This is a genomic window from Aminobacter sp. UC22_36, from assembly GCF_044056035.1.
In the GTDB taxonomy this organism is placed as follows: domain Bacteria; phylum Pseudomonadota; class Alphaproteobacteria; order Rhizobiales; family Rhizobiaceae; genus Aminobacter.
The window spans coordinates 3,888,522-3,910,870 of record NZ_CP171996.1 but is presented as its reverse complement, the minus strand read 5'-3'; the positions used below and the strand labels follow the sequence as shown (position 1 = coordinate 3,910,870).

Here is a 22,349-nt window from a genome sequence, read left to right as displayed (position 1 = left end):
CCGGTTTCCAGTCACCGTCCGATCCCGAGACGCTCGAGGTCCGCCTCGAGCGTTTTCGCATTTGTGAACAGCACCGCCTGCCAGCCAGCGGCAATGGCGCCGTCGACGTTTTTCTGGCTGTCGTCGATGAACAGCGAAGCCTTCGGGTCGAGATCGAAGGAGGCGACGTGATGATCGTAGATGCGGCGGTCTGGCTTGATCAGGCCGATATCGCCCGAAACCGTGACGCCACGCGGTGTTTCAAGGAACGGAAAGCGCCCGCGTGCCTCGCGGAACGTGTCCGAGGCCCAGTTGGTCAGCATGGTCACGTCATGGCCGGCGGCGACCAGACTCTCCATCAGCGCGACGCTGTCTTCGTAGTGGTGCGGTACCATGTCGTGCCAGTGCTGGCGGAAGGCACGGATGCTGCTTTCATGCTCTGGAAAGTCGGCGATCAGCAACGCCTCGGCCTCTTCCCAGCTGCGGCCGCGATCCTGCTCGATGTTCCACTCGCTGGTGCAGACATTATCGAAGAACCAGCGGCGCTCGACCGGGTCAGGGATGATGCGGCTGTAGGGAATGTCGGGATCGTAATGGATCAGGACCTTGCCGATGTCATAGACGATGTGGCGGATTTCGCTCATGGTTTCGCTAACGTCCTCGTTTCGTTGCGCCCGGTATGGCAGCCTCGATGACTTTTTTCATGACGCTTGGCAAGGCTTCGCCAGCGAGGTCGGCGGCGGCCGACCAGAAGTGGCCGTCGGGCGCCTGATCCGACGTCGCTTCGGCGCGAAACACGTCGAGATCGAGGGCAAAATGGGTGAAAACGTGAGTGATGGTGCCCGCGGGCTGCCATTTTGCGACAAAGGGCGCACTGCCGATGCCGGTCGCGCCATCGACGCGCGAGGTCCAATCGGTCGTCGGCACCTCGGTCATGCCGCCAAGCAGGCCCTTGCCCGGGCGTTTGCGCAGAAGCACCGCGCCATCGCCCCTGACGGCGACGAAAGCAGCACCGCGACGCTGCGGTCGTTCCGCCTTGGCCGGCTTGACCGGATAAAATTCAGGATCGCCTGAGACGACTGCACTGCAGTCCGAACGCAACGGGCACAGCATGCAGCGCGGCCGACGTGGCGTGCAGATGGTGGCGCCGAGATCCATCATCGCCTGGGCGAAATCGCCGGGCCGCGCTGCAGCCAGCATGCGCGCGACATGGGCGCGTATTTCCACCTTGGCCTGGGGCAAGGGCGTGGCGATGGAAAAGAGACGCGTGACGACACGTTCGACATTGCCGTCGACAACCGCCGCTGGCCGGTTGAAGGCGATCGAGGCTATCGCTGCCGCCGTGTAGGGCCCGATGCCGGGCAAGGCGCGCAGGCCATCTTCACTGTCGGGAAATCGGCCGCCTGGCAGGCGTGCCACAGTCTCTGCGCAGACCTTGAGATTGCGGGCGCGGGAGTAATAGCCGAGCCCCGCCCATGCCTTCATGAGGTCTTCGGTCTCGGCGGCGGCCAGTGCGGCGACATCCGGCCACTTCTCGAGGAACGCCCGGAAATAGGGTTTTACCGCCTCGACGGTGGTCTGCTGCAGCATGATTTCGGAGAGCCAGACCCGGTACGGGTCGGGGCGGATGCCGCGCTTCAGGTCGCTTGGCGGCGTGCGCCAAGGCAATTCGCGATGGTGAGCATCATACCATTCGAGCAGCAGTGTCGCGATCCTGCCGTCGACATCAGTGGCGAGCTTGCGGCTGTCGGTCGGGGATGCCATTGATGAACTGGATTGCCTTCGGCGTTGCGTGTCGACAGGGGTACTTCTGGAGAACGACATGGCAGGGAAAAGGTGGACGGGCAATCCCGTTCCGGTCAGCGATCTGGCAAACGCCATTCTCGATCCCGTCCTGCGCAAGCGCACCGGCATCTCCGTCGGGCTTGTCCAGTCATGGGAAGAGATCGTCGGTCCGCGCCTGGCCCACAATACCCGCCCGGAGAAGATCCAGTGGCCGCGGCGCATGCACGAGGACGATCCGTTCGAGCCGGCCGTGCTGATCGTCGCCTGCTCGGGACCGGCGGCACTTCATCTCCAGCACGAGACCGGCGAGATCATCGGCCGGGTCAATTCCTATCTCGGCTTCAACGCCATCGGACGCATCCGCATCGTGCAGAAGCCGGTGTCGAACACGGCCGCCAAGCCACGTCCGCGGCTGCGCAAGCTCACCGATGCCGAGCAGGGCAAGCTTACTGGTGCAGTAAGGTTCATCGAGGACGAAGGACTGAAAGCATCGCTCGAAAAGCTGGGCGCGAGCATCCTGGGCAGCCGAAAGTAGAAAATGCCGGCTTTCTCGCGCTTTCGTGATTGAAAGTGCGGCAAATTGCGATTGGTTTGGGGACAGCCATGCCTTAATTCGCGCCAACTATCGCTTTCACGTAACCGCACATTGCAAAATCCAACCATCGTCAGGTGATTCGTATGCTTCGTTCGATTTCTCGCAGGACCGCACTTACCGGGCTGGCTGCCGTTTCGGCAGCGGCGCTGCTTTCCGCTTGCAGCGACTCCGGCGAGCAGGCCAACGCTGCGACGCCCAAGCCTGCCGAACCGGCGACCCCGGCTGCAACGCCGGCCGCTCCGGCAACGCCAGCCCAGGCGGTGAAGGTGCCTGAGGCACAGGGCACGGTCGACATGACCAAGCTGCTTGAAGCCGGCAGCCTGCCTGACATGATCATTGGCAAGGCCGATGCGCCGGTCACCATCGTCGAATACGCCTCGATGACCTGCCCGCACTGCGCGCATTTCCACGAGACGACGCTGCCGGCGCTGAAGACCAAGTACATCGATACCGGCAAGGCGCGGCTGATTTATCGCGAGTTCCCCTTCGACCCGCTGGCCGAGGCAGGCTTCATGCTTGCGCGCTGCTCGAAGGATAATTACTTCCCCATGGTCGACGTGCTGTTCAAGCAGCAGCAGAGCTGGGCCGGTTCGCAGAACCCCAAGGATGCGCTGCTGCAGATCTCCAAGCTCGCCGGCTTTACACAGGAGTCGTTCGAGGCCTGCTTGACTGACCAGAAGCTTCTGGACGATATCAGGGCTGTGCGTGCCCGCGGCGAGAACGATTTCAAGGTCGACTCGACGCCGACCTTCTTCATCAACGGGAAAGTCTACAAGGGGGCAATGACGATTGAGGAAATGTCGGCGGTTATCGACGGCATGCTCTGATAGGTTCATGGCACCGAGGCCACGCAGCTTCGGTGCACCCTTCCGTGCGGACTGGCGCGAATGAAATTTTCGCGCCTCCGCCTTCTCGGTTTCAAATCCTTTGTCGAGCCCGGCGAGTTCGTCATCGAACGCGGCCTCACTGGCATCGTCGGGCCGAACGGCTGCGGCAAGTCCAATCTGGTCGAAGCGTTGCGTTGGGTGATGGGCGAAAGCTCATACAAGAACATGCGCGCTTCCGGCATGGACGACGTTATCTTCTCCGGTTCCGGCACGCGACCGGCCCGCAACACCGCCGAAGTGACGCTGTTCCTCGACAATACCGACCGCACTGCGCCAGCTTCCTTTAACGATGCCGACGAATTGCAGGTGTCGCGCCGCATCGAGCGTGAGGCCGGCTCGGTCTATCGCATCAACGGCAAGGAGGCGCGGGCCAAGGACGTGCAACTGCTGTTCGCCGACCAGTCGACCGGTGCGCGTTCGCCGTCGATGGTAGGGCAGGGCCGCATCGGCGAACTGATCCAGGCTAAGCCGCAGGCGCGTCGCGCGCTGCTTGAAGAGGCGGCCGGCATTTCTGGCCTGCATACACGCCGCCACGAGGCCGAGCTGCGCCTGCGCGCCGCCGAGCAGAACCTCGAGCGTCTCGACGATGTCGTGGGTGAACTCGAAAGCCAGATCGAAAGCCTGAAGCGCCAGGCGCGCCAGGCGTCGCGCTTCAAGAACCTGTCGGCCGACATCCGCAAGGCCGAAGCGATGCTGCTGCATCTGCGCTGGACGCTGGCCAAGGGGCAGGAGGGCGAAGCGCAGTCGGCGCTTGCGACTGCCACGGCACTTGTCGGCGACCGCGCCGCCGCCCAGATGGCGGCCGCCAAGGACCAGGCCATCGGCGCCCACAAGCTACCGGAAATGCGCGATGCCGCTGCCGCAGCTGCGGCGACCTTCCAGCGGCTCTCCATCGCCCGCTCGCAGCTCGAAGAAGAAGCCGGCCGCATCAATTCGCGCCAGAGCGAACTCGACCGGCGCCTGCAGCAACTCGACGCCGACATTGCGCGTGAGCAGCGCATGATCGGTGACAATGCCGCGATCCTGGCGCGTCTCGATGCCGAGGAGAAGGCGCTCAACGACGAGAATGCCGGCGCGACCGATCGCGAGACGCATACGCGTGCCGCCTTCGAGGAGGCGATGGCGACGCTGGCGCTGACCGAGGCAGAGCTTGGCCGCCTGACCGCCGAGCGCGCCGAAGCGGCCGCCGGTCGCACCCAGGCCGAGCGTGCCATGCGCGACGCCGCCGAACGCCGCGACCGCTTCGCTCGCCAGTTAAGCGAGCTCGACCGCGAAGCCGGTGAGATTGCGGCGCGGATTTCCGCGTTGGCTGATCCGGTAGAAAAGCAGATGCTGGCCGAGGCGGCACAGGAAGCGCTTGAAGAAGCCGAGTTCGCCGCCACCGAGGCCGAGCGCGCCGTCACCGAGGCACGCCAGGCCGAGGCCTCGTCGCGCACGCCACTGCAGGAGGCCAAGGCCGAGCTTGCGCGGATCGAGACCGAAGCGCGCACGCTGGCCAAGATCATCAACGCGGCATCAGGCGACCTTTTCCCGGCGGTGCTGGAGCAGATTGGCGTCGAGCGCGGCTTCGAGACTGCCCTGGGTGCCGCACTTGGCGACGACCTCGAAGCAGCACTCGACCGCGCAGCGCCGGTGCACTGGGGCGATGCCAAAGTTGCTGCGGGCGACCCGAAGCTGCCCGAAGGCCTGCGCAGTCTCGCCGAGGTCGTGCGCGCGCCGCAGCAACTGGCGCGCCGTCTGGCGCAGATCGGTGTCGTCGAAGCCGCCGATGCGGCAAGGTTGCAGCCGCTGCTGGCGCCCGGCCAGAGGCTGGTGAGCAAGCAGGGCGGACTGTGGCGCTGGGACGGACTGACAGCCAGTGCCGACGCCCCGACGGCCGCAGCGCAGCGCCTTGCTCAGAAGAACCGGCTTGCCGAACTCGATGCCGAAGCAATCCAGGCGACTCTCTTGGTCCGGGCCGCCGAAGAAGCACTGGCACGCGCCGAAAATGCCGTGCGCGAAAACACCGAGGCCGAGCGCCAGGCGCGCCAGGCGTGGCGCGACGCTCAGCACCGTGTTGGTGCTGCGCGCGATGCGCTGGCCCAGGCCGAAAAGGCTGCCGGCGAACTGACCAGCCGCCGCGCAGCCCTGGAAGAGGCGCGTGCGCGCGTCGCCGATGCACATGAAGAGGCGCAGGCCGGCTACGTCGAAGCCGAGGACATGCTTGGCTCGGCGCCTGATCTCGCCGACCTTCAGCTGCGGCTCGAGCAACTGTCCGGTGCCGTCGCGCGCGACCGCTCGGCGGTCGCCGACGCCCGTGCCGTCCATGACGGCCTCAACCGCGAAGCTGAGGCGAGGGTGCGTCGTCTGGCGGCAATCGCCGCCGAACGCCAGAGCTGGGTCTTTCGCGCAGAAAGTGCCGCCGAGCAGGTTGAAGCGCTGGCCGAACGGCGCGAGGAAGCCGCTGCCGAACGCGAGGTGCTGGCCGAGGCGCCTGACGAGCTTGACGCACGTCGCCGGGCGCTGATGTCGCAGCTGACGCAGGCGGAAGCGCTGCGCAAGGAGGCGTCCGACCGTCTCCAGGATGCCGAGAACAAGCAGTCAGTTCTCGACAAGGCTGCGACTGCCGCCATTCAGGGATTGGCCGAGGGGCGTGAAGCCCGCGCCCGTGCCGAAGAGCGCCTGACCGCCGCCGACGAACGCCGTCGCGAGGTCGAAGCGCGTATCCAGGAAGTGCTGGCGACACCGCCGCACCTGGTGATCCGCCATACCGGTCTTGAAGCCGACGATCCAATGCCCGACCCCGCCGAGATAGAACGGACGCTGGAGCGTCTGAAGATCGAACGCGAGCGGCTTGGCGCGGTCAATCTGCGCGCCGAAGAAGAGCAGAAGGAACTTTCGGACCGCCTGGAGGCAATCGTCTCCGAGCGCGAGGACATCATCGAAGCGATCCGCAAGCTGCGCCAGGGCATCCAGGGGCTGAACCGCGAGGGTCGCGAGCGCCTGTTGGCAGCGTTCGATCTGGTCAACGGCCATTTCAAGCGCCTGTTTACCCACCTGTTTGGTGGCGGCACTGCCGAACTTCAACTGATCGAGTCGGAGGATCCGCTCGAAGCCGGCCTCGAAATCCTGGCCCGTCCGCCCGGCAAGAAGCCGCAGACCATGACGCTGCTGTCAGGCGGTGAACAGGCGCTGACGGCGATGGCGTTGATCTTTGCGGTGTTCCTGACCAATCCGGCGCCGATCTGCGTGCTCGACGAGGTCGACGCACCGCTCGACGACCACAATGTCGAGCGTTTCTGCAACCTGATGGACGAGATGGCGGCGTCGACCGAGACGCGTTTCGTCGTCATCACCCACAACCCGATCACCATGGCGCGGATGAACCGCCTGTTCGGCGTCACCATGGCGGAGCAGGGCGTGAGCCAGCTGGTATCAGTCGATCTCCAGGTCGCCGAAACCCTGCGCGAAGCAAGCTGATCTTGAACGGCGTTACTTGAGCTTGAGGCTGTAGTGCTTGCGGTGGCGCCGGTAGTTGATCTGGCGCAGAGCGGTCTGGCCAAGCGCCTTGACCGAAACGGTCCAGTGCCGCTTCAGCTTGATCTCGTTGCGATCGGCCTCGATCAGGCTGCCGCCGAGTTCCGCACTGACATCGGTCACAAGATTGGGTTTGACCGACAAAACCCGCAGCTTCAGCTCCCAGAAGAACTTTATGTCTTCGTCGATCTGGCGATAGATCGTCGGGCGGCTCAGCAGGCTTTCAGCGCCGCGCCGCGTGATCAGGTAGCCGACCATGCCGGCTGTCGGGCTGCCATGCGAGACAATCGCGATGTCGGCGACCGCGACCGATTCCACGACTGGCCGATCCTGGAAGTCGAACAGCTTGAGGATGTCCCACTCGACCGGTGCCTGCTGCAGCGCTGCGATACGCGCGGCAAAGGCAGCGGGTTCCAGCAGGCGGAAGTCGTCTTCAAGGATGAGAGCCATCGGCTCGTCTGTTTCCAGGAAAGCGCGCATGGCCTTGCGATGGCTGGCATAGGCCGCAACTTCTGCCGGCGCCAATGGGCGCTTTGAACGCTTGCGGTTCTGCTTGGCGTCATAAAGGTCGATTGTTTCAGCGCACTGAGGGGTAAGGCCCTCGACGAACGCGAAAGGCCACGAAAGCGCTGAAAGCTGTGCGTGCGCCGATTTGCGACGGGGCCCAGCTTCGGCATCGACTGTCACGATGAGCGTGACCGGTAACGACGAAGTCATGTAGTGGCTCACTTATATGCGTGTACCGCTAAACTACGCGCAACCATTGGGCAACATGGCCTCGCATCCGAATGCAACGATATTTTGTGCGGTGGTTGCATCTCATAAACTGGACGCAACGTACAGTAGGAAAATGGCGCATACCGCAAACGCCGCGCCCGGTCGACAGCTCCGGGCTAAGAGGCGGCAGCTTCGGCGAGCAGGTAAGAAAGCGCCATGTTGCGCTCGTCGTCATGCAATATGTCCATGTCGAAGAGCTTCATGCTGCGCAGCCCTTCTATCACCAGGAACGCCACCATCAGCTTGGCGGTATCTGTTGTTTCCGACTTCAGCCGGTCGAGCAGCTGGCGCTTGAACTCTCTGACCGGCTTGAGAAAATCGGGATCTTCGGCCAGCGCAGCAAGGACGCCGGCGGCCGATGGCTGCTTCTGTTCGCATTCCTGCGCGGACAGTTCAATGTAGGCAATCAGGCTATTTTTGGGTGTATCGCTCCGCTTGGCTGATTCGGCCGCCAGCGCATCCTCGAAGCTTTTGAGGTAGTCCTGCACCAGCGCCTGCATCAGCTTGGCCTTGGTCGGGAAATTGTACAGCAGTCCGCCTTTCGATACGCCGGCGCGCTGCGCCACCGCATCAAGCGACAGGTTGCCCGGGCCGACAATGTCGGCCAGTTCGCTGGCTGCGGCGAGGATTTTTTCGCGAGAGCTTGGTCTGTGGCCCGACATTGTGGTGCCTCCTTGGGATCACATTATCGTGGATTGACAATACCGTCCAGACGGTACAGTAAGCCCGCCGCTCTTGGGTTTTCCAAGAAACAGGTTCACTGTGCATCGCGGCCTTCCGGATGCCGATTCCTTACCGATTGGGGATCTCCTTTGATTAAGCGTCTCATCATCGCTCTCGTATTGCTTGTCCTTGTTTGCGGCGGAATCGTCGGATTCAACATGTTCCGCGACAATGCAATCCAGCAATTCTTCGCCAACATGCCGGTCGCATCGGTGACCGTGGCGACCGACAAGATCGACCCGGCTCCGTGGACGCCAGGCATCGAAACGATCGGCACGGTCAACGCCTCGAAGGGCGTCGACCTGACTGTCGAGCAGGCAGGTATCATCAAGGATATCAATTTCGCAGCCAACCAGCGCGTCAAGCAAGGCGACGTGCTGATCCAGCTCGAAGATACGGTCCAGCAGGCGGACCTGGCTGCGTCCAAGACGCAGGCAGCACTCGACCAGCAGTCGCTCGACCGCGCCATCGAGCTGCAGCGTCGTGGCGTTGGCTCCGAAGTTGCGCTCGACGCGGCCCGCGCAACGGCCTCGACATCGGCCTCGCAGGTCCAGAAGCTGCAGGCGGTGCTTGATCAGAAGCAGCTGCGCGCGCCGTTCAACGGCACGATCGGCATTCCGAAGGTTGATGACGGTCAGTATCTCGCTCCCGGCACCATCGTTGCGACGCTGCAGGATCTGGACACCATGCGGGCCGATTTTTCGGTTCCGGAGCAGCAGCTTGGCCTGCTGAAAATGGGCCAGCCGGTGACCTTTGGCGTGACCGCCGAAGACATGCCGTTCAAGGGCGCAGTTGTCGGCATCGATCCGAAGGTCGACCCGCAGAGCCGCCTGGTTTCGGTGCGCGCTGAAATCACCAATCCGGAAGGCAAGCTGAGCCCCGGCCAGTTCGTCCGCGTGCGTGTCGAATTGCCCAGGGAAGACGGCGTGCTGGCAGTGCCGCAGACCGCGCTGACCACCAGCCTTTACGGCGACTATGTCTATGTCGTGCGCCCCGCCGGGGCCAAGACCGAAGCCGCAGCGACACCAGCTCCTGCCGCTGCGTCGGCAGCGCCAGCCCAGCCACAGGCTGAGCCGGCACTTGTCGTCAACCAGATCTTCGTCAAGGTCGGCCGCCGTTCGGAAGGTCGCGTCGAGATCATCGAAGGCGTCAAGGCTGGCGACGAACTGGTGATCGCCGGCCAAAACAGGCTGACCAACGGCACCCCTGTCAAGGTCGACAACACGGTTTCGCCGACTACCTCCGCTGACGCTAAGGCGGCCGCAAAATGAGTTTTCTCAGATATCTTCATCCGCCGCCCCGTCCTTTCGACGGTGGTCGCCTTCATGATCCTGCTCCTGGGCTTCCAGGGGCTGTTCAACCTGTCGGTCCGGCAATATCCGGAGGTCGAGGAGACGGTGATCACCATCTCCACCGTCTATCCCGGTGCCAGCGCCGACCTGATCCAGGGCTTCATCACCGCGCCGATCGCCGCTGCGGTGGCGACGACCGAAAACATCGACTACGTGACGTCGCAGAGCCGGCCGTCGTCGAGCACGGTGACCGTGCAGATGGAGCTTGGCTCCAATCCCGATACGGCGCTGACCGAAGTCATGTCGAAGGTCCAGCAGGTGCGCGGCCAGCTGCCGAGCGACGCCAAGGACCCGACGATCGTCAAGGGCACTGGCATGCAGTTCGCCATCATGTATCTGGCGATGCAGAACCCGAACATGAGCTCGGAAGAACTGACCGAATATATCGAGCGCGTCATCCGCCCGCGCATGTCGACGATCGAGGGCGTTGCCGAGGTCCAGGTGCTGGGCGCCGCCAACTATTCGATGCGTGTCTGGGTCGATCCGGTGAAACTCGCCGCACGCGGCCTGACCGCCGCCGAAGTGCTGCAGGCGATCAACGCCTCCAACTTCCTGTCGGCGCCGGGCAAGACCAAGAACGAGTATGTCGCTTACTCGATCACCATGAAGTCGACGCTGCAGACGCCCGAGGCATTTGGCGAACTGCCGCTCAAGTCTGAAAACGGCAACGTCGTCAGGCTGCGCGATATCGCGCATGTCGAGCTGGCTGCCGAAAGCACCGACACCGTCGTCAACTTCAACGGCGAGCCGGGCACCTTCATCGGCATCTTCCCGACGCCATCGGCCAATCCTCTCAACACCGCAGCGGCGGTGATCAAGGAATTGCCGGCGATCAGTGCCAGCCTGCCCGAGGGCATGACCATCACCATGGTCTATGACTCGACCGAAACCATCAGCGCGTCGATCGACGAGGTGTTCAAGACCATCGCCGAAGCCGTCGCCATCGTCATCGTCGTCATCCTGCTGTTCCTGGGCTCGTTCCGGTCGGTGCTGATGCCGGTTGTGACAATCCCGCTATCGCTGATCGGCGTCTGTTTCATCCTGCTGATGATGGGCTATTCGATCAACCTTTTGTCACTGCTGGCAATGGTGCTGGCGATCGGTCTGGTCGTCGACGATGCCATTGTGGTGGTGGAAAACATCCATCGCCACATCGAGGACGGCATGTCCCCCATGCAGGCGGCATTCAAGGGCATGCGCGAGATCTTCGGGCCGGTGGTCGCCATGACCATCACGCTTGCTGCGGTGTTCGCCCCGCTGATGTTCACCGGCGGCCTGACCGGGTCGCTGTTCCGTGAGTTCGCGGTCACGCTTGCAGGTGCTGTCGTCCTCTCCGGCTTCATCGCCGTGACGATTACGCCGATGATGTCGGCGCGCATGCTCAAGTCCGGCAACCACAGCCGCTTCGCGCAGGCCGTCGACCGCACTTTCGAGCGCATCGCCAACCGCTACGAGCGGCTGGTGGCGGGCTCGCTGAAGTATCGGCCGGTGACGTTGCTGATCGTCATCGCCCTCGTCGGCGTGACCGGCTTCATGTTCTTCAAGACGTCAAACGAACTGGCGCCCGAAGAGGACTCCGGTGCGTTGTTCGCCCTGGTGACGGCGCCGCGCTACGCGACTACGGAATATACCAGTCTTTATACCGACCAGATCCGCGACCTGACCAAGGATCTGCCGGAGCTCAAGACCAGCTTCTCGATCGTTGGCATGGGCGGCGGCACCAATTCAGGCTTCTCCGTCTGGGTGCTCAAGGATTGGGCTGATCGCACGCGGTCGCAAAAGGAGATCCAGGCCGACATCCAGGCACGCCTGTCCAAGGTCAGTGGCGTGGAAGCTCTGGTCTTTGCACCGCCTTCACTGCCGGGTGCCGGTGGTGGTCTGCCGATCTCGATGGTCATCCAGTCGACCGGCGATCCAAGCCAGGTCTTCGAGGTGGCCGAGCAGATCAAGCAGAAGGCGCAGGCCTCCGGACGCTTCATCGTCGTGCAGAACTCGCTGTCCTTCGACGCGCCACAGGTGACTGTGACCATCGACCGGGATCGCGCCGCAGCCCTCAACCTGTCGGTGCGTGACATCGGCACGACGCTGAGCCTGCTTGTCGGCGGCGGTTCGATAGCCGAGTTCGACCGCGATTCGAACAGCTACGACATCATCATGCAGGTGCCGGAGGAGTATCGGAACAATCCGGAGAAGCTCGGCGAGTTCTTCGTCCGCAGCGTCGATGGCCAGATGGTGCCGTTGTCGGCGGTGGTGACGATCAAGACCAACTCGTCGCCGGCCTCGATCGATCAGTTCAACCAGCTCAATTCGGCGACGATCGCGGCACTGCCTGTGCCCGGTGTCACCACCGGTGACGGCTTGAAGGTGATCGAGGACATCGCCCGGCCATTGCTGCCGGCCGGCTTCTTCGTCGACTATTCCGGCCAGTCACGCCTGGAAAGCGAGCAGGGCAGCACCATCCTGATCGCCTTTGGCCTGGCCATTGTTGTGATCTACCTGGTTCTGGCGGCACAGTTCGAAAGCTTCCGCGACCCGTTCATCATTATGATGTCGGTGCCGCTGTCGATCTTCGGCGCCATCGTGCCGCTCAATCTGGGCCTCGGTACACTCAACATCTACACCCAGGTCGGCCTGATCACACTGATAGGACTGATCACCAAGCACGGCATTCTGCTCGTCGAATTCGCCAACCAGCAGCGTGAGGAGCATGGGCTGTCGCGCAGCGAGGCGATCATCGCTTCGGCCAAGGTTCGCCTGCGGCCGATCCTGATGACGACGGCGGCGATGGCGCTGGGCGTGGTGCCGCTGATCATCGCCTCGGGTGCGGGCGCTGCGGCGCGCTACTCGATGGGCCTGGTGATCTTCTGCGGCGTGATCGTCGGCACGATCTTCACGCTGTTCGTGGTGCCGATGTTCTACACCTTCATCTCGCGCAAGGATCTGGCGGTTCACGTCGAAGAGCCTGACGCAGCACAGATGGCGGAACCCGCTCATCACTGAGCTGATGATGTGAAATGAAAAAGGCCCCGGAGAAATCCGGGGCCTTTTTTCTAAGTTGCATGCCAGCCCACAGCAGGCGAATTCGATGGCGCAAGCGATCTGCTTGTGACGGCAGCAGCTAAACGAATGTGGAGCAGGTGGTGGCTGGGGCGCCAGGATTCGAACCTGGGAATGTCGGTACCAAAAACCGATGCCTTACCGCTTGGCGACGCCCCAACAAGCCGCAGGCTTGCAATATTGAGCCGCAGGCGAGTTCAATCGACAGCCGCCTTATATGCAGCGCGCGGCAAAAGCACAATCGCGCCGTTGCTGCTTTTCCAGCTCAAAGTGCTGACTATTCGCCCCAGACGGCGAGTTCGTTGCCAGCCGGATCGACGAAGTGGAAGCGTCGCCCACCGGGGAAGGAAAAGATCGGTTTGACGATGGTGCCACCAGCCTCTTCCACCGCTGCAGCCGTCTCTTCCAGTGCTTCGGAGTAGAGAATCGGCAGTGGCTTGGCCGGCACCTGGGCCTGGAAACCGCCATCGATGCCTTCGGCGAAGGCCGAATAGTCGGGACCGTAGTCGGTGAAGGTCCAGCCAAAGGCCGCGCTGTAGAAGGACTTCACGTGGTCGAGCGTGCCGCCAACCGCCGCCAGTTCGATATAGTCGAGTTTGCCGGTCTTGCGCATTGTCATCTCCCATGATTGTTCTTGTTATGTTCTATATGAGGGGACTGGTTGCTGCAAGGCTGCGGTGGCTCCAGTTCATTAATCGATTGTAGGACGTTCCGTGGCGGAACTGCGCCTTGCCTTTCGCAGCGCAGCATCATATCGCTCGGCCCAGAAGCGGGCGGCGGCCACCGTCTTGCTCCACACTCAGTCGGCGAGGAGAAGGCATGACCAAGTGGGTTTACAGTTTTGGCGACGGTGCAGCGGAGGGGCGCGCAAGCGACCGCGACCTGCTCGGTGGCAAGGGGGCGAACCTCGCCGAGATGTGCAGCCTCGGCCTGCCGGTGCCGCCCGGTTTCACCATCACCACCGCGGCCTGCAACTGGTTTTATGCCAATGGCCGCAGCTATCCGGGCACGCTTGAAGCCGATGTTCGCGCCGCGCTTGACCATGTCGGCGCGATCACCGGCCGTAGGTTCGGCGACCCGGAAAACCTGCTGCTTGTCTCGGTCCGCTCCGGTGCTCGCGCCTCGATGCCGGGCATGATGGACACGGTGCTCAATCTCGGGCTCAACGACGTCACCGTCGAGGCGCTGGCGGCGGATGCCGGCGACGCGCGTTTTGCCTATGACAGCTACCGCCGCTTCATCACCATGTACTCCGACGTCGTTCTCGGCCTCGACCACGAGGTCTTCGAAGAACTGCTCGAAGAGGAAAAGGCGCGTCTCGGCTACGAGCTCGATACCGAATTCACCGCCGTCCAGTGGCAGGCGGTCATTGCGCTCTACAAGGCCAAGGTCGAGGAAGAGCTTGGTCGTTCGTTCCCGCAGGACCCGCATGAGCAACTGTGGGGCGCCATCGGTGCGGTGTTCCAGAGCTGGATGAACCACCGCGCCATCACCTATCGCCGCCTGCACGACATTCCCGAGAGCTGGGGCACGGCGGTCAACGTCCAGGCCATGGTGTTCGGCAATATGGGAGAGACGTCGGCGACAGGCGTTGCCTTCACGCGCAACCCGTCGACCGGCGAAAAGATGCTTTATGGCGAGTTCCTGGTGAACGCCCAGGGCGAGGACGTGGTGGCCGGCATCCGCACGCCGCAGAACATCACTGAGGGCGCGCGCATTGCCGCCGGCTCCGACAAACCGTCGCTGCAAAAGCTGATGCCGGAGGCGTTCAACGCATTCGTGGCGATCTCCAATCGCCTCGAACAGCACTACCGCGACATGCAGGATCTCGAGTTCACCATCGAGCGCGGCAAGCTGTGGATGTTGCAGACCCGTTCGGGCAAGCGTACCGCCAAGGCAGCACTCAAGATCGCCGCCGAGATGGCCGGCGAAGGGCTGATCACCACGGATGAGGCGATCTGCCGGATCGACCCGTCGGCGCTCGACCAGTTGCTGCACCCGACGATCGATCCGAAGGCGCAGCGCGAGGTCATCGCGGTTGGCCTGCCGGCATCGCCTGGTGCTGCTACCGGCGAGATCGTGTTCTCGTCCGACGAGGCCGAGGAGCTGAAGTCGGCCGGCCGCAAGGTCATTCTGGTGCGCATCGAGACCAGTCCCGAGGACATCCACGGCATGCATGCCTCCGAAGGCATCCTGACGACGCGCGGCGGCATGACCAGCCACGCGGCGGTGGTTGCCCGAGGCATGGGCAAGCCTTGTGTTTCGGGCGCCGGTTCGCTGCGCGTCGACTATCGCGCCGGCACGCTGATCACCATGGGCCATACGTTCCGCAAGGGCGACATCATCACCATCGACGGTTCCAATGGCCAGGTGCTGAAGGGCTCGGTGCCGATGCTGCAGCCGGAACTTTCCGGCGATTTTGCCGCGATCATGGAGTGGGCCGATGTGGCGCGGCGCATGAAGGTGCGCACCAATGCCGAAACACCGGCGGATGCACGCATGGCGCGTTCCTTCGGTGCCGAAGGCATCGGCCTGTGCCGTACCGAGCACATGTTCTTCGACGGCGACCGCATCGTCGCCATGCGCGAGATGATCCTCGCCGACACGGAAAAGGACAGGCGCACGGCACTTGCCAAGCTGTTGCCGATGCAACGTTCTGATTTCATCGAGCTGTTCGAGATCATGGCCGGCCTGCCGGTAACGATCCGCCTGCTCGACCCGCCGCTGCACGAGTTCCTGCCCAAGACCGAAGAAGAGATCGCCGAGGTCGCGGCTGCGATGAACGTGTCGGCCGACAAGCTGCGCCAGCGCACCGAGGCATTGCACGAGTTCAACCCGATGCTCGGCCATCGCGGCTGCCGTCTTGCTGTCTCCTACCCGGAGATCGCCGAGATGCAGGCGCGCGCCATCTTCGAGGCGGCTGTCGAGGCCGGCAAGAAGACCGGAAGCCCCGTAGTGCCGGAGATCATGGTGCCGCTGGTCGGCCTGATGAAGGAGCTCGACTTCGTCAAGGCGCGCATCGATGCGGTCGCCCAGAGCGTGATGCAGGAGCAGGACACCAAGATCGACTACCTGACCGGCACGATGATCGAACTGCCGCGTGCGGCGATCCGCGCGCATGTCATCGCCGAGGCGGCCGAGTTCTTCTCGTTCGGCACCAACGACCTGACCCAGACGACCTTCGGCATTTCGCGTGACGATGCGGCGTCGTTCCTGGAGACCTATCGCCAGAAGGGCATCATCGAGCAGGACCCGTTCGTCTCGCTCGACATCGACGGTGTCGGCGAACTGGTGAAGATTGCCGCCGAGAAGGGCAGGGCGACCCGGCCCGAGATCAAGCTCGGCATCTGCGGCGAGCATGGCGGCGACCCGGCTTCGATCCACTTCTGCGAGAGTGTCGGGCTCGACTATGTCTCGTGCTCGCCTTTCCGCGTGCCGATTGCGCGGTTGGCGGCAGCGCAGGCTGCGGTCAAGGCGAAGCGGTAACGGCGCAAAGGGTTGATTTCACTGGTTATACCCAGAATGCGTTTTGGGTATAACCGTCGGTGTCAGGCGACTTCGCCAAGCATTGTTTCGATTGAGGCCGCTGTCTGAGCGACGCGTCGATTGCCTCACCCCATTTTGCCCGCTGCCCAGCGTCCCCGGCCGTCATCTTCGCGCCCAAATCCGGGTGCCAGTGGCCGCGGTCCCAGACTGTAATTCCCGGAAGTTCGCATGCGCATGCTTGGCAGGTTTTTGATTGGCGTCGGTTTCGCGGCGCTGGTGAGTTCTTCAGCCTCGGCGGCACTTCTCGAACCCCGGCTGCATCTCAAAGCCTCTCCCGAAACTGCCCCGCGCGTGGCACTGACGCTGGACGCATGCGGTGGCAAGACTGACGGCCGCATTCTCTCCGCACTCGTCGACAACAAGATACCGGCGACGATCTTCGTTACCGGCAAATGGCTGAAGCGCAACGCCGAGGCGCTCGCGATCATGAGGGCGCATCCCGAACTGTTCGAGTTGGAGAACCATGGCGCCGAGCATGTCCCGGCTGTCGACACGCCGCGCAGCATCTACGGGCTGAAAAGTGCAGGCAGTGCAGAAGCGGTGCAGGCTGAGGTGGTAGCAGGCGCGCTTGCGCTCACTGACCGCGGCGAGCCGGCGCCAAAGTGGTTTCGCGGTGCAACGGCGCAATACAGCCCGTCATCGATAGCGCTGATCCGCAGCCTGGGTTTCAGGATTGCCGGCTTTTCGATCAATGGCGACGGCGGTTCGCTGCTCGGCGCGCGCGAGACCGAACGCCGCGTTTCCTCAGCCAAGGATGGCGATGTCATTATCGCGCACATCAACCAGCCCACCCACGCTGCCGGTGGCGGACTGGTCAAGGGGCTGCTGAGGCTCAAGGAAAAAGGCTACGCCTTCGTTCGCCTGGACGACGTCGACGACGACGGCACGGACGACACCACGAACTGAAAACTTGCAGCGAGGTGCGTAACGCGCTGCTGCCGCTCAGGCTGCCGCGCGAAACGCTTCGACGACCCCGACATAGGCCTCGGCGAGCTTGGCCAGCGGGCTATTGCTGCGCGAGGCCGATTCCACCTTCAGCTTGCCGCCGGTGACGGGAAGCGAGAGCAGCAGGAACTGACGCCGGCCCCCGTCGCCGATCGAGGCCGCGGCGACATGCTTGTCGTCGCCGTCTTCATCGAGGCGCATCTTGAACAACAGGATGCCGCCAACTGCTTCGAGCGCATCGTCGACGAGTTGCGTGAATTCCGCCTCCGATACGTCGCTGGCAATGATCGGTGGAGCGTCGATTTGCATGACGGTCTCGGCACTCGCTTCGGTGGCATCGACGCTGAGTTCTTCTGAAGAAAGCTCGACGGCCGGCTCATTGGCAGGCGTCTCTTCGATGGCGGCGGCCTGTGCTTCAAAACCTGCCATTTCTGGCGACTCCTCGGCCACGGCATCAAGCTCCGTCGGCGTGTCGCTGGCCAACTCTTCGGCTGACAGTTCGACATTTTCGGCTTCGTCGGCAAGTTCGATGCCCGAGGCTGCTTCGACTTCGGGGCTAGTCGCCAAAACGACCTCTTCGCCTGTAGCTGTTTCGTCTGTAGCTGTCTCACCACCGGAATCCGTTTCGGATGTCTCGGGGGCAACAAGCTGTTCAGATTGCGCGTCATGCTGCGACAGGACTTCGTCCTCCGCGCGGGGCTGCGTTTCCATGTGAACCCTCACATTAATCTACCCACCCACACCAGCCGGTAACAAAGGTTAACCGGGACCGTGGCCGCAATATGGCCACTGGCATTTTGCCGGCTTGGCTTCCCTGGGGTCAGGCTGGACAATCCGCGTATTGCGCCCAAAATGGCCTGGTACGATCTGGGAGGATCCACATGCTCGGACTGATGCAGGAGTGGCCGCTGCTGTGCCACAAGATCATTGACCATGCCGCACGGCAGCACCCGCACCGGGAGATCGTGTCGCGGTCGATCGAAGGGCCGATTGTCCGCACCAACTATGCCGAACTGCGCACGCGCTCGCTGAAGGTTGCGCAAAGGCTGGAGCGCGACGGCTACAAACTCGGCGACCGTATCGCGACGCTGGCCTGGAACTCAGCCCGCCACATGGAAGCGTGGTACGGCATCATGGGCATGGGGGCGGTCTATCACACGCTCAATCCGCGCCTTTTTCCCGAACAACTCGTCTGGATCATGAACCACGCGCAGGACCAGGCACTGTTCGTTGACCTGACATTTTTGCCGCTGGTCGAAAAGATCGCGCCACAGGTATCGTCGCTCAAGCGTGTCATCGTGCTGACCGATGCCGCGCACTTGCCGCAGACGACCCTGCCAAATGTCGTCGCCTACGAGGAGTGGCTGTCCGAGGCCGATGGCGATTATGCCTGGAAGGTGCTCGACGAACATGCGGCGGCGGGCATGTGTTACACCTCGGGCACGACAGGCGACCCCAAGGGTGTCGTCTACAGCCACCGCTCCAACGTGTTGCACGCGATGATCGCGGTGATGCCCGACGCCATGGGCATTTCGGTTCGCGACGTCGTCCTGCCTGTCGTGCCGATGTTCCATGCCAACGCTTGGGGGCTTGCCCAAAGCGCACCGATGGTGGGCGCCAAGCTCGTTATGCCCGGCGGCAAGATGGATGGCGCTTCGATCTACGAACTGCTCGACAGCGAGCGTGTTACCTTCACCGCAGCCGTGCCGACTGTGTGGCTGATGCTGCTGCAGCATCTGGAGGAAACCGGCAAGAAACTGCCGCACCTCAACAAGGTGGTGATCGGTGGCTCAGCCTGCCCGCGTATGGTGACGGAGAAGTTCGAGCGCAATTATGGCGTAGAGGTCATTCACGCCTGGGGCATGACGGAGATGTCGCCGCTCGGTACGCTGTGCACCATCAAGCCCGAATATGACGACCTCGAGGGCGACGACCGGCTGAACATCCAGCAGAAGCAGGGCTACACGCCGTTCGGCGTTGAGATGAAGATCACCGACGACGATAACAATGAACTGGCTTGGGATGGCAAGACTTTCGGCCGCCTCAAGGTGCGTGGTCCGGCGGTCTCAGGTTCTTACTTCGGCGGTGCCAGCGCCGAACAGTTCGACACCGAGGCATGGTTCGACACCGGCGATGTCGCCCATATCGACGCCAATGGCTACATGCAGATCACCGACCGCTCCAAGGATGTGATCAAGTCGGGCGGCGAATGGATTTCTTCGATCGAGCTCGAAAACCTGGCGGTCGGACACCCAGATGTCCAGGAAGCGGCGGTGATCGGCGTCAAGCACTCGCGCTGGGAGGAGCGTCCGCTGATGGTCATCGTGCGCAAGCAGGGCAAGGAACCTGAAAAGGCCGACATATTGGCGTTCCTGAACGGCAAGGTCGCCAAGTGGTGGATGCCGGACGATGTCGCCTTTGTCGACGAGATTCCCCACACGGCGACCGGCAAGATCCTGAAGACGGCGCTGCGCGAGAAGTTCAAGGATTATCGCCTGCCGACCGACACCGCTGGGTAGACAAGTTCATGTGCGGGAAGGGGGCACAAGCCGCCTTTCCGCTTCAACCGCGGCAGGAAACCCTCTAGCTTGAACGCGCAGCGACTTTCTGCCGTGGGGACGGCAGTGCTGCCATGTCTATTGGGTGGGTAACGGGGTTCGATGGCCGAATATCAGTCGAGATATCATGAAGTGCGTACCACGCGCTCGGCGGGGCTTTCGCGGGGCATGGCGTCGTTTTCGGTGGTCCTGCTGATTACTGCGGTGCTCGGCCATCGCCGCGGCCTGGTCGACACCACGGCCTTCTTCTGGGTTCTGGGCATCGTCGCATTGCTCGCTGCCTTCGCGTTGCTTTTGTCCGGCTTCGCCTTTTCGCGGCTGTGGAAGTTCGGCGACCGGGGCGGGCACGATCTGACCATCGGGGCCCTGCTGGGGCTCGCAGTGCTCGCGCCCTTTGGTTTCGTTGCCTATCAGATCGCCACCTTGCCGATGCTGCGCGATATCTCGACCGATGTCGAAGATCCGCCGGCGCTGACAGCGGCGATGTCGTTGCGCACGCCGGCGATGAACAGGCTGGAGATGCCATCGGCCGGCGAACGCACCTTGCAGGCCCAGGCCTATCCGCTGGTTGCCGGCCGGCGCTACGACCTGTCGCTCGACCAGGTGCTGCAAAGTGTTTCGACCGTGCTCGGGCGGCAGGGCTGGGAGATCGTGGTGCCGCCGCCGGCCGCCGACCAGGCTGCGGGCGAGGTCGACATCGAAGCGGTGGCGCGTACCTTTATCCTCGCCTTGCCCTCCGACGTGGTGATCCGCCTGGTAGATGACGGCGATTCGACCTTCGTCGACATGCGCTCGGCCTCGCGCTATGGCCGACACGACCTCGGCGACAATGCGGAACGCATCACAGGCTTCCTGGCCGAACTCGACCAGGAGATCGCCAACCAGGCCGGAACGGCGACGACGGCGACGCCCCAGCCGTAGGTCTATTTGGGCAGGGAATAGATGGTGTCGATCGCAGGCGGGCCGTCGCTGATCGCCTGGCTACGCCCGACCAGATCCTCAAGGTGAGCGAGCACTGAAAGCCCGGCGGCACCGTAAAGCCTGGGATCGGTGTCGCGATAGATCGCGCGCACGATATCCGGAATTGAGTTGTCGCCGGCTGCAAGGCGCTCGAGGATCGCATGCTCGCGCATCTGGCGGTGTGCTTTCAATCCAAGCACGAATTTTTGCGGCTCGGCGACCGGACCGCCATGGCCGGGCAGATAGATGCGGTCGTCGCGTTCGATCAGCTTGTCGAGCGAGGCCATGTAATCCGACATCGCCCCGTCGGGCGGTGCCACGATCGAGGTCGACCAGGCCATGACATGGTCGGCCGAAAACAGGATGCCTGTGCCTTCGAGCGAAAACGCCGCGTGATTCGCCGCATGGCCCGGCGTCAGCACTGCGCGCATACGCCAGCCGTCGCCATCGACAGCATGTCCGTCGGCTACGACCAGATCGGGGGCGAAGTCCGTGTCGCTGCTCGCATCGAGCGGGGCAACTTCGCCGATTCGCAGCGGGCGTGCCGACCTGTGCGGGCCTTCGGCGACGGTGACGGCGCCAGTCAGCAGCTTCAGGCGTGCAGCAAGCGGCGAGTGGTCACGATGGGTATGGCTGACGAAGATGTGGCTGACTGGACGGCCGGCGATGGCTCGAACCAGGGCTTCGAGATGGGCGTCGTCGTTGGGGCCAGGATCGAGAACGGCCAGCGTGTCGCGGCCGATGAGATAACTGTTGGTGCCGCGAAAGGTGAAAGCGCTTGGATTGTTGGCGGTCACCCGCACGACGCCGTCGGCGACAGCAACTGGCTGGCCGTAGGCGGGTTCGAAACGTGTATCGAAATCGAGAGACATGGCCAGCCGATATCTGTGAGTTCGAGGTGCCCTAGGCAAATTCGTTTGCCGCTTAGCATGGAAGACAATATAGGGAAAACCATGTTTGGCGTGCCTCGGCACGCATACCACAAGGGGATTTACATGGCTGCTGCATCCAGTTCCACCGCGCTTATCTCTGCGGCATTGCCTGAAAAGGGCGCGATGCGTCTGGCGACCCAGCTTTTGCTGGCCGTTGCAGGCTCGCTGCTGCTCATCGCTTCGGCCAAGACCAAGGTCGTGCTCGGACCGGTCGACTTGTCGCTGCAGACGCTTGCCGTGCTCGGCATCGGCGCGGCCTATGGCTTGCGCCTCGGCGTTGCGACGCTGCTGCTGTACATGGCGCAGGGCGCCATGGGCTATCCTGTATTCCAGAGCACGCCTGAAAAAGGCCTCGGCATCGCTTACATGCTCGGCTCGACCGGCGGCTATCTGCTGGGCTTCGTGGCCATGGCGGCAATCGTCGGCTGGGCCGTCGACCGCGGCTGGGGCCGCAGCATCGTCAAGATGCTCGGCGCGATGCTCGTCGCCGAAGTCGTCATGATGGCGCTCGGCTTCTCCTGGCTGTCGCTGCTGATCGGTGCCGAGAAGTCGTGGCAGTTCGGCGTCGTGCCGTTCATCGTGCCGGACCTGATCAAGGTGGCGCTGGCTGCTGCGGCTGTGCCAGCCATCTGGGCGCTGCTGCCCAAGAAGGGCTGATCCGCTCGCAACCGACCACTGGTTTTAGCAACGCCCCGGCCTTAGAAAGGCCGGGGCGTTTGCATTTGAAGAGCAGTGAA

General features: G+C 63.1%; 17 protein-coding genes and 1 tRNA gene. 10 read left to right on the top strand and 8 right to left on the bottom strand.

The genetic code is table 11. The features are described from left to right. Window positions 1–11: 11 nt before the first annotated feature. Window positions 12–623 (bottom strand): HAD family hydrolase, encoded by a 612-nt coding sequence (locus ACHMW7_RS22515; RefSeq protein WP_395447673.1) that lies wholly within the window; start codon window positions 621–623, stop codon window positions 12–14. Window positions 624–630: 7 nt separating this feature from the next. Next, window positions 631–1,743, bottom strand: coding sequence for an A/G-specific adenine glycosylase (gene mutY / locus ACHMW7_RS22510; protein WP_395447672.1), 1,113 nt, complete (start codon window positions 1,741–1,743; stop codon window positions 631–633). A gap of 58 nt (window positions 1,744–1,801) precedes the next feature. On the opposite strand from mutY, the gene ACHMW7_RS22505 reads away from it, so the two are divergent. The 3 genes from ACHMW7_RS22505 (at window position 1,802) to smc (ending at window position 6,705) form a co-directional block, all read left to right on the top strand. After that, window positions 1,802–2,299: a DUF721 domain-containing protein gene (locus ACHMW7_RS22505; RefSeq protein WP_192565285.1), complete on the top strand. Its 498-nt coding sequence runs from the start codon at window positions 1,802–1,804 to the stop codon at window positions 2,297–2,299. Between the two features lie 143 nt (window positions 2,300–2,442). Further along, complete coding sequence (locus tag ACHMW7_RS22500) at window positions 2,443–3,186, top strand: DsbA family protein (RefSeq protein WP_395447671.1); 744 nt, start codon at window positions 2,443–2,445, stop codon at window positions 3,184–3,186. Between the two features lie 60 nt (window positions 3,187–3,246). Beyond that, entirely contained in the window at window positions 3,247–6,705 is a 3,459-nt protein-coding gene (gene smc / locus ACHMW7_RS22495; protein ID WP_395447670.1) for a chromosome segregation protein SMC, read from the top strand. A 12-nt stretch (window positions 6,706–6,717) separates the two neighbouring features. Here the strand turns inward: smc and ACHMW7_RS22490 are convergent, their stop codons facing one another. Next, complete coding sequence (locus ACHMW7_RS22490; RefSeq protein WP_395447669.1) at window positions 6,718–7,479, bottom strand: glycosyltransferase family 25 protein; 762 nt, start codon at window positions 7,477–7,479, stop codon at window positions 6,718–6,720. Window positions 7,480–7,655: 176 nt separating this feature from the next. Then, the gene (locus ACHMW7_RS22485; RefSeq protein WP_395447668.1) at window positions 7,656–8,201 is read right to left on the bottom strand and encodes a TetR/AcrR family transcriptional regulator; all 546 of its coding nucleotides are present in this window, start codon (window positions 8,199–8,201) and stop codon (window positions 7,656–7,658) included. A gap of 150 nt (window positions 8,202–8,351) precedes the next feature. Here ACHMW7_RS22485 and ACHMW7_RS22480 point away from each other — a divergent pair, with 150 nt between their 5' ends. Together ACHMW7_RS22480 and ACHMW7_RS22475 are read left to right on the top strand one after the other, a co-directional pair. After that, window positions 8,352–9,533 carry an efflux RND transporter periplasmic adaptor subunit gene (locus ACHMW7_RS22480; RefSeq protein ID WP_395447667.1) on the top strand — a complete coding sequence of 394 codons (1,182 nt, stop codon included), beginning with the start codon at window positions 8,352–8,354 and terminating at the stop codon, window positions 9,531–9,533. 54 nt (window positions 9,534–9,587) lie between these two features. Then, a complete protein-coding gene (locus ACHMW7_RS22475; RefSeq protein WP_395447666.1) occupies window positions 9,588–12,614 on the top strand; it encodes an efflux RND transporter permease subunit in 3,027 nt (1,008 codons plus the stop codon). 141 nt (window positions 12,615–12,755) lie between these two features. Here ACHMW7_RS22475 and ACHMW7_RS22470 read toward each other — a convergent pair. Then, window positions 12,756–12,830, bottom strand: a tRNA-Gln gene (locus ACHMW7_RS22470). Between the two features lie 118 nt (window positions 12,831–12,948). After that, complete coding sequence (locus ACHMW7_RS22465) at window positions 12,949–13,284, bottom strand: VOC family protein (RefSeq protein WP_395447665.1); 336 nt, start codon at window positions 13,282–13,284, stop codon at window positions 12,949–12,951. Between the two features lie 206 nt (window positions 13,285–13,490). Between ACHMW7_RS22465 and ppdK the strand changes: the two genes are divergently transcribed. Continuing rightward, window positions 13,491–16,157, top strand: coding sequence for a pyruvate, phosphate dikinase (gene ppdK, locus ACHMW7_RS22460; protein WP_395447664.1), 2,667 nt, complete (start codon window positions 13,491–13,493; stop codon window positions 16,155–16,157). A gap of 228 nt (window positions 16,158–16,385) precedes the next feature. After that, window positions 16,386–17,123, top strand: a complete 738-nt coding sequence (locus ACHMW7_RS22455; protein WP_395447663.1) for a polysaccharide deacetylase family protein — start codon at window positions 16,386–16,388, stop codon at window positions 17,121–17,123. Between the two features lie 36 nt (window positions 17,124–17,159). Here ACHMW7_RS22455 and ACHMW7_RS22450 read toward each other — a convergent pair whose 3' ends face one another. Beyond that, window positions 17,160–17,873: a hypothetical protein gene (locus tag ACHMW7_RS22450; RefSeq protein ID WP_395447662.1), complete on the bottom strand. Its 714-nt coding sequence runs from the start codon at window positions 17,871–17,873 to the stop codon at window positions 17,160–17,162. A 170-nt stretch (window positions 17,874–18,043) separates the two neighbouring features. On the opposite strand from ACHMW7_RS22450, the gene ACHMW7_RS22445 reads away from it, so the two are divergent. Beyond that, a complete protein-coding gene (locus ACHMW7_RS22445; protein WP_395447661.1) occupies window positions 18,044–19,681 on the top strand; it encodes a fatty-acid--CoA ligase in 1,638 nt (545 codons plus the stop codon). A gap of 207 nt (window positions 19,682–19,888) precedes the next feature. Beyond that, window positions 19,889–20,641, top strand: a complete 753-nt coding sequence (locus tag ACHMW7_RS22440) for a DUF1499 domain-containing protein (RefSeq protein WP_395451412.1) — start codon at window positions 19,889–19,891, stop codon at window positions 20,639–20,641. A gap of 2 nt (window positions 20,642–20,643) precedes the next feature. Here ACHMW7_RS22440 and ACHMW7_RS22435 read toward each other — a convergent pair whose 3' ends face one another. After that, on the bottom strand, window positions 20,644–21,552 hold the full coding sequence (locus ACHMW7_RS22435; protein WP_395447660.1) for an MBL fold metallo-hydrolase: 909 nt from the start codon (window positions 21,550–21,552) through the stop codon (window positions 20,644–20,646). Window positions 21,553–21,675: 123 nt separating this feature from the next. Here ACHMW7_RS22435 and ACHMW7_RS22430 point away from each other — a divergent pair, with 123 nt between their 5' ends. Further along, the gene (locus ACHMW7_RS22430) at window positions 21,676–22,269 is read left to right on the top strand and encodes a biotin transporter BioY (RefSeq protein WP_395447659.1); all 594 of its coding nucleotides are present in this window, start codon (window positions 21,676–21,678) and stop codon (window positions 22,267–22,269) included. Window positions 22,270–22,349: the final 80 nt, after the last annotated feature.

Excerpts from the sequence above, each read along its gene's own strand:
- ACHMW7_RS22515 (WP_395447673.1), bottom strand. The coding sequence starts at position 623 with ATGAGCGAAATCCGCCACATCGTCTATGACATCGGCAAGGTCCTGATC.
- ACHMW7_RS22505 (WP_192565285.1), top strand. The coding sequence starts at position 1,802 with ATGGCAGGGAAAAGGTGGACGGGCAATCCCGTTCCGGTCAGCGATCTG.
- ACHMW7_RS22445 (WP_395447661.1), top strand. The coding sequence starts at position 18,044 with ATGCTCGGACTGATGCAGGAGTGGCCGCTGCTGTGCCACAAGATCATT.
- mutY (WP_395447672.1), bottom strand. The coding sequence starts at position 1,743 with ATGGCATCCCCGACCGACAGCCGCAAGCTCGCCACTGATGTCGACGGC.
- ACHMW7_RS22430 (WP_395447659.1), top strand. The coding sequence starts at position 21,676 with ATGGCTGCTGCATCCAGTTCCACCGCGCTTATCTCTGCGGCATTGCCT.
- ppdK (WP_395447664.1), top strand. The coding sequence starts at position 13,491 with ATGACCAAGTGGGTTTACAGTTTTGGCGACGGTGCAGCGGAGGGGCGC.
- ACHMW7_RS22475 (WP_395447666.1), top strand. The coding sequence starts at position 9,588 with ATGATCCTGCTCCTGGGCTTCCAGGGGCTGTTCAACCTGTCGGTCCGG.
- ACHMW7_RS22490 (WP_395447669.1), bottom strand. The coding sequence starts at position 7,479 with ATGACTTCGTCGTTACCGGTCACGCTCATCGTGACAGTCGATGCCGAA.
- ACHMW7_RS22465 (WP_395447665.1), bottom strand. The coding sequence starts at position 13,284 with ATGCGCAAGACCGGCAAACTCGACTATATCGAACTGGCGGCGGTTGGC.
- ACHMW7_RS22500 (WP_395447671.1), top strand. The coding sequence starts at position 2,443 with ATGCTTCGTTCGATTTCTCGCAGGACCGCACTTACCGGGCTGGCTGCC.
- ACHMW7_RS22450 (WP_395447662.1), bottom strand. The coding sequence starts at position 17,873 with ATGGAAACGCAGCCCCGCGCGGAGGACGAAGTCCTGTCGCAGCATGAC.
- ACHMW7_RS22455 (WP_395447663.1), top strand. The coding sequence starts at position 16,386 with ATGCGCATGCTTGGCAGGTTTTTGATTGGCGTCGGTTTCGCGGCGCTG.
- smc (WP_395447670.1), top strand. The coding sequence starts at position 3,247 with ATGAAATTTTCGCGCCTCCGCCTTCTCGGTTTCAAATCCTTTGTCGAG.
- ACHMW7_RS22440 (WP_395451412.1), top strand. The coding sequence starts at position 19,889 with ATGGCGTCGTTTTCGGTGGTCCTGCTGATTACTGCGGTGCTCGGCCAT.
- ACHMW7_RS22485 (WP_395447668.1), bottom strand. The coding sequence starts at position 8,201 with ATGTCGGGCCACAGACCAAGCTCTCGCGAAAAAATCCTCGCCGCAGCC.
- ACHMW7_RS22435 (WP_395447660.1), bottom strand. The coding sequence starts at position 21,552 with ATGTCTCTCGATTTCGATACACGTTTCGAACCCGCCTACGGCCAGCCA.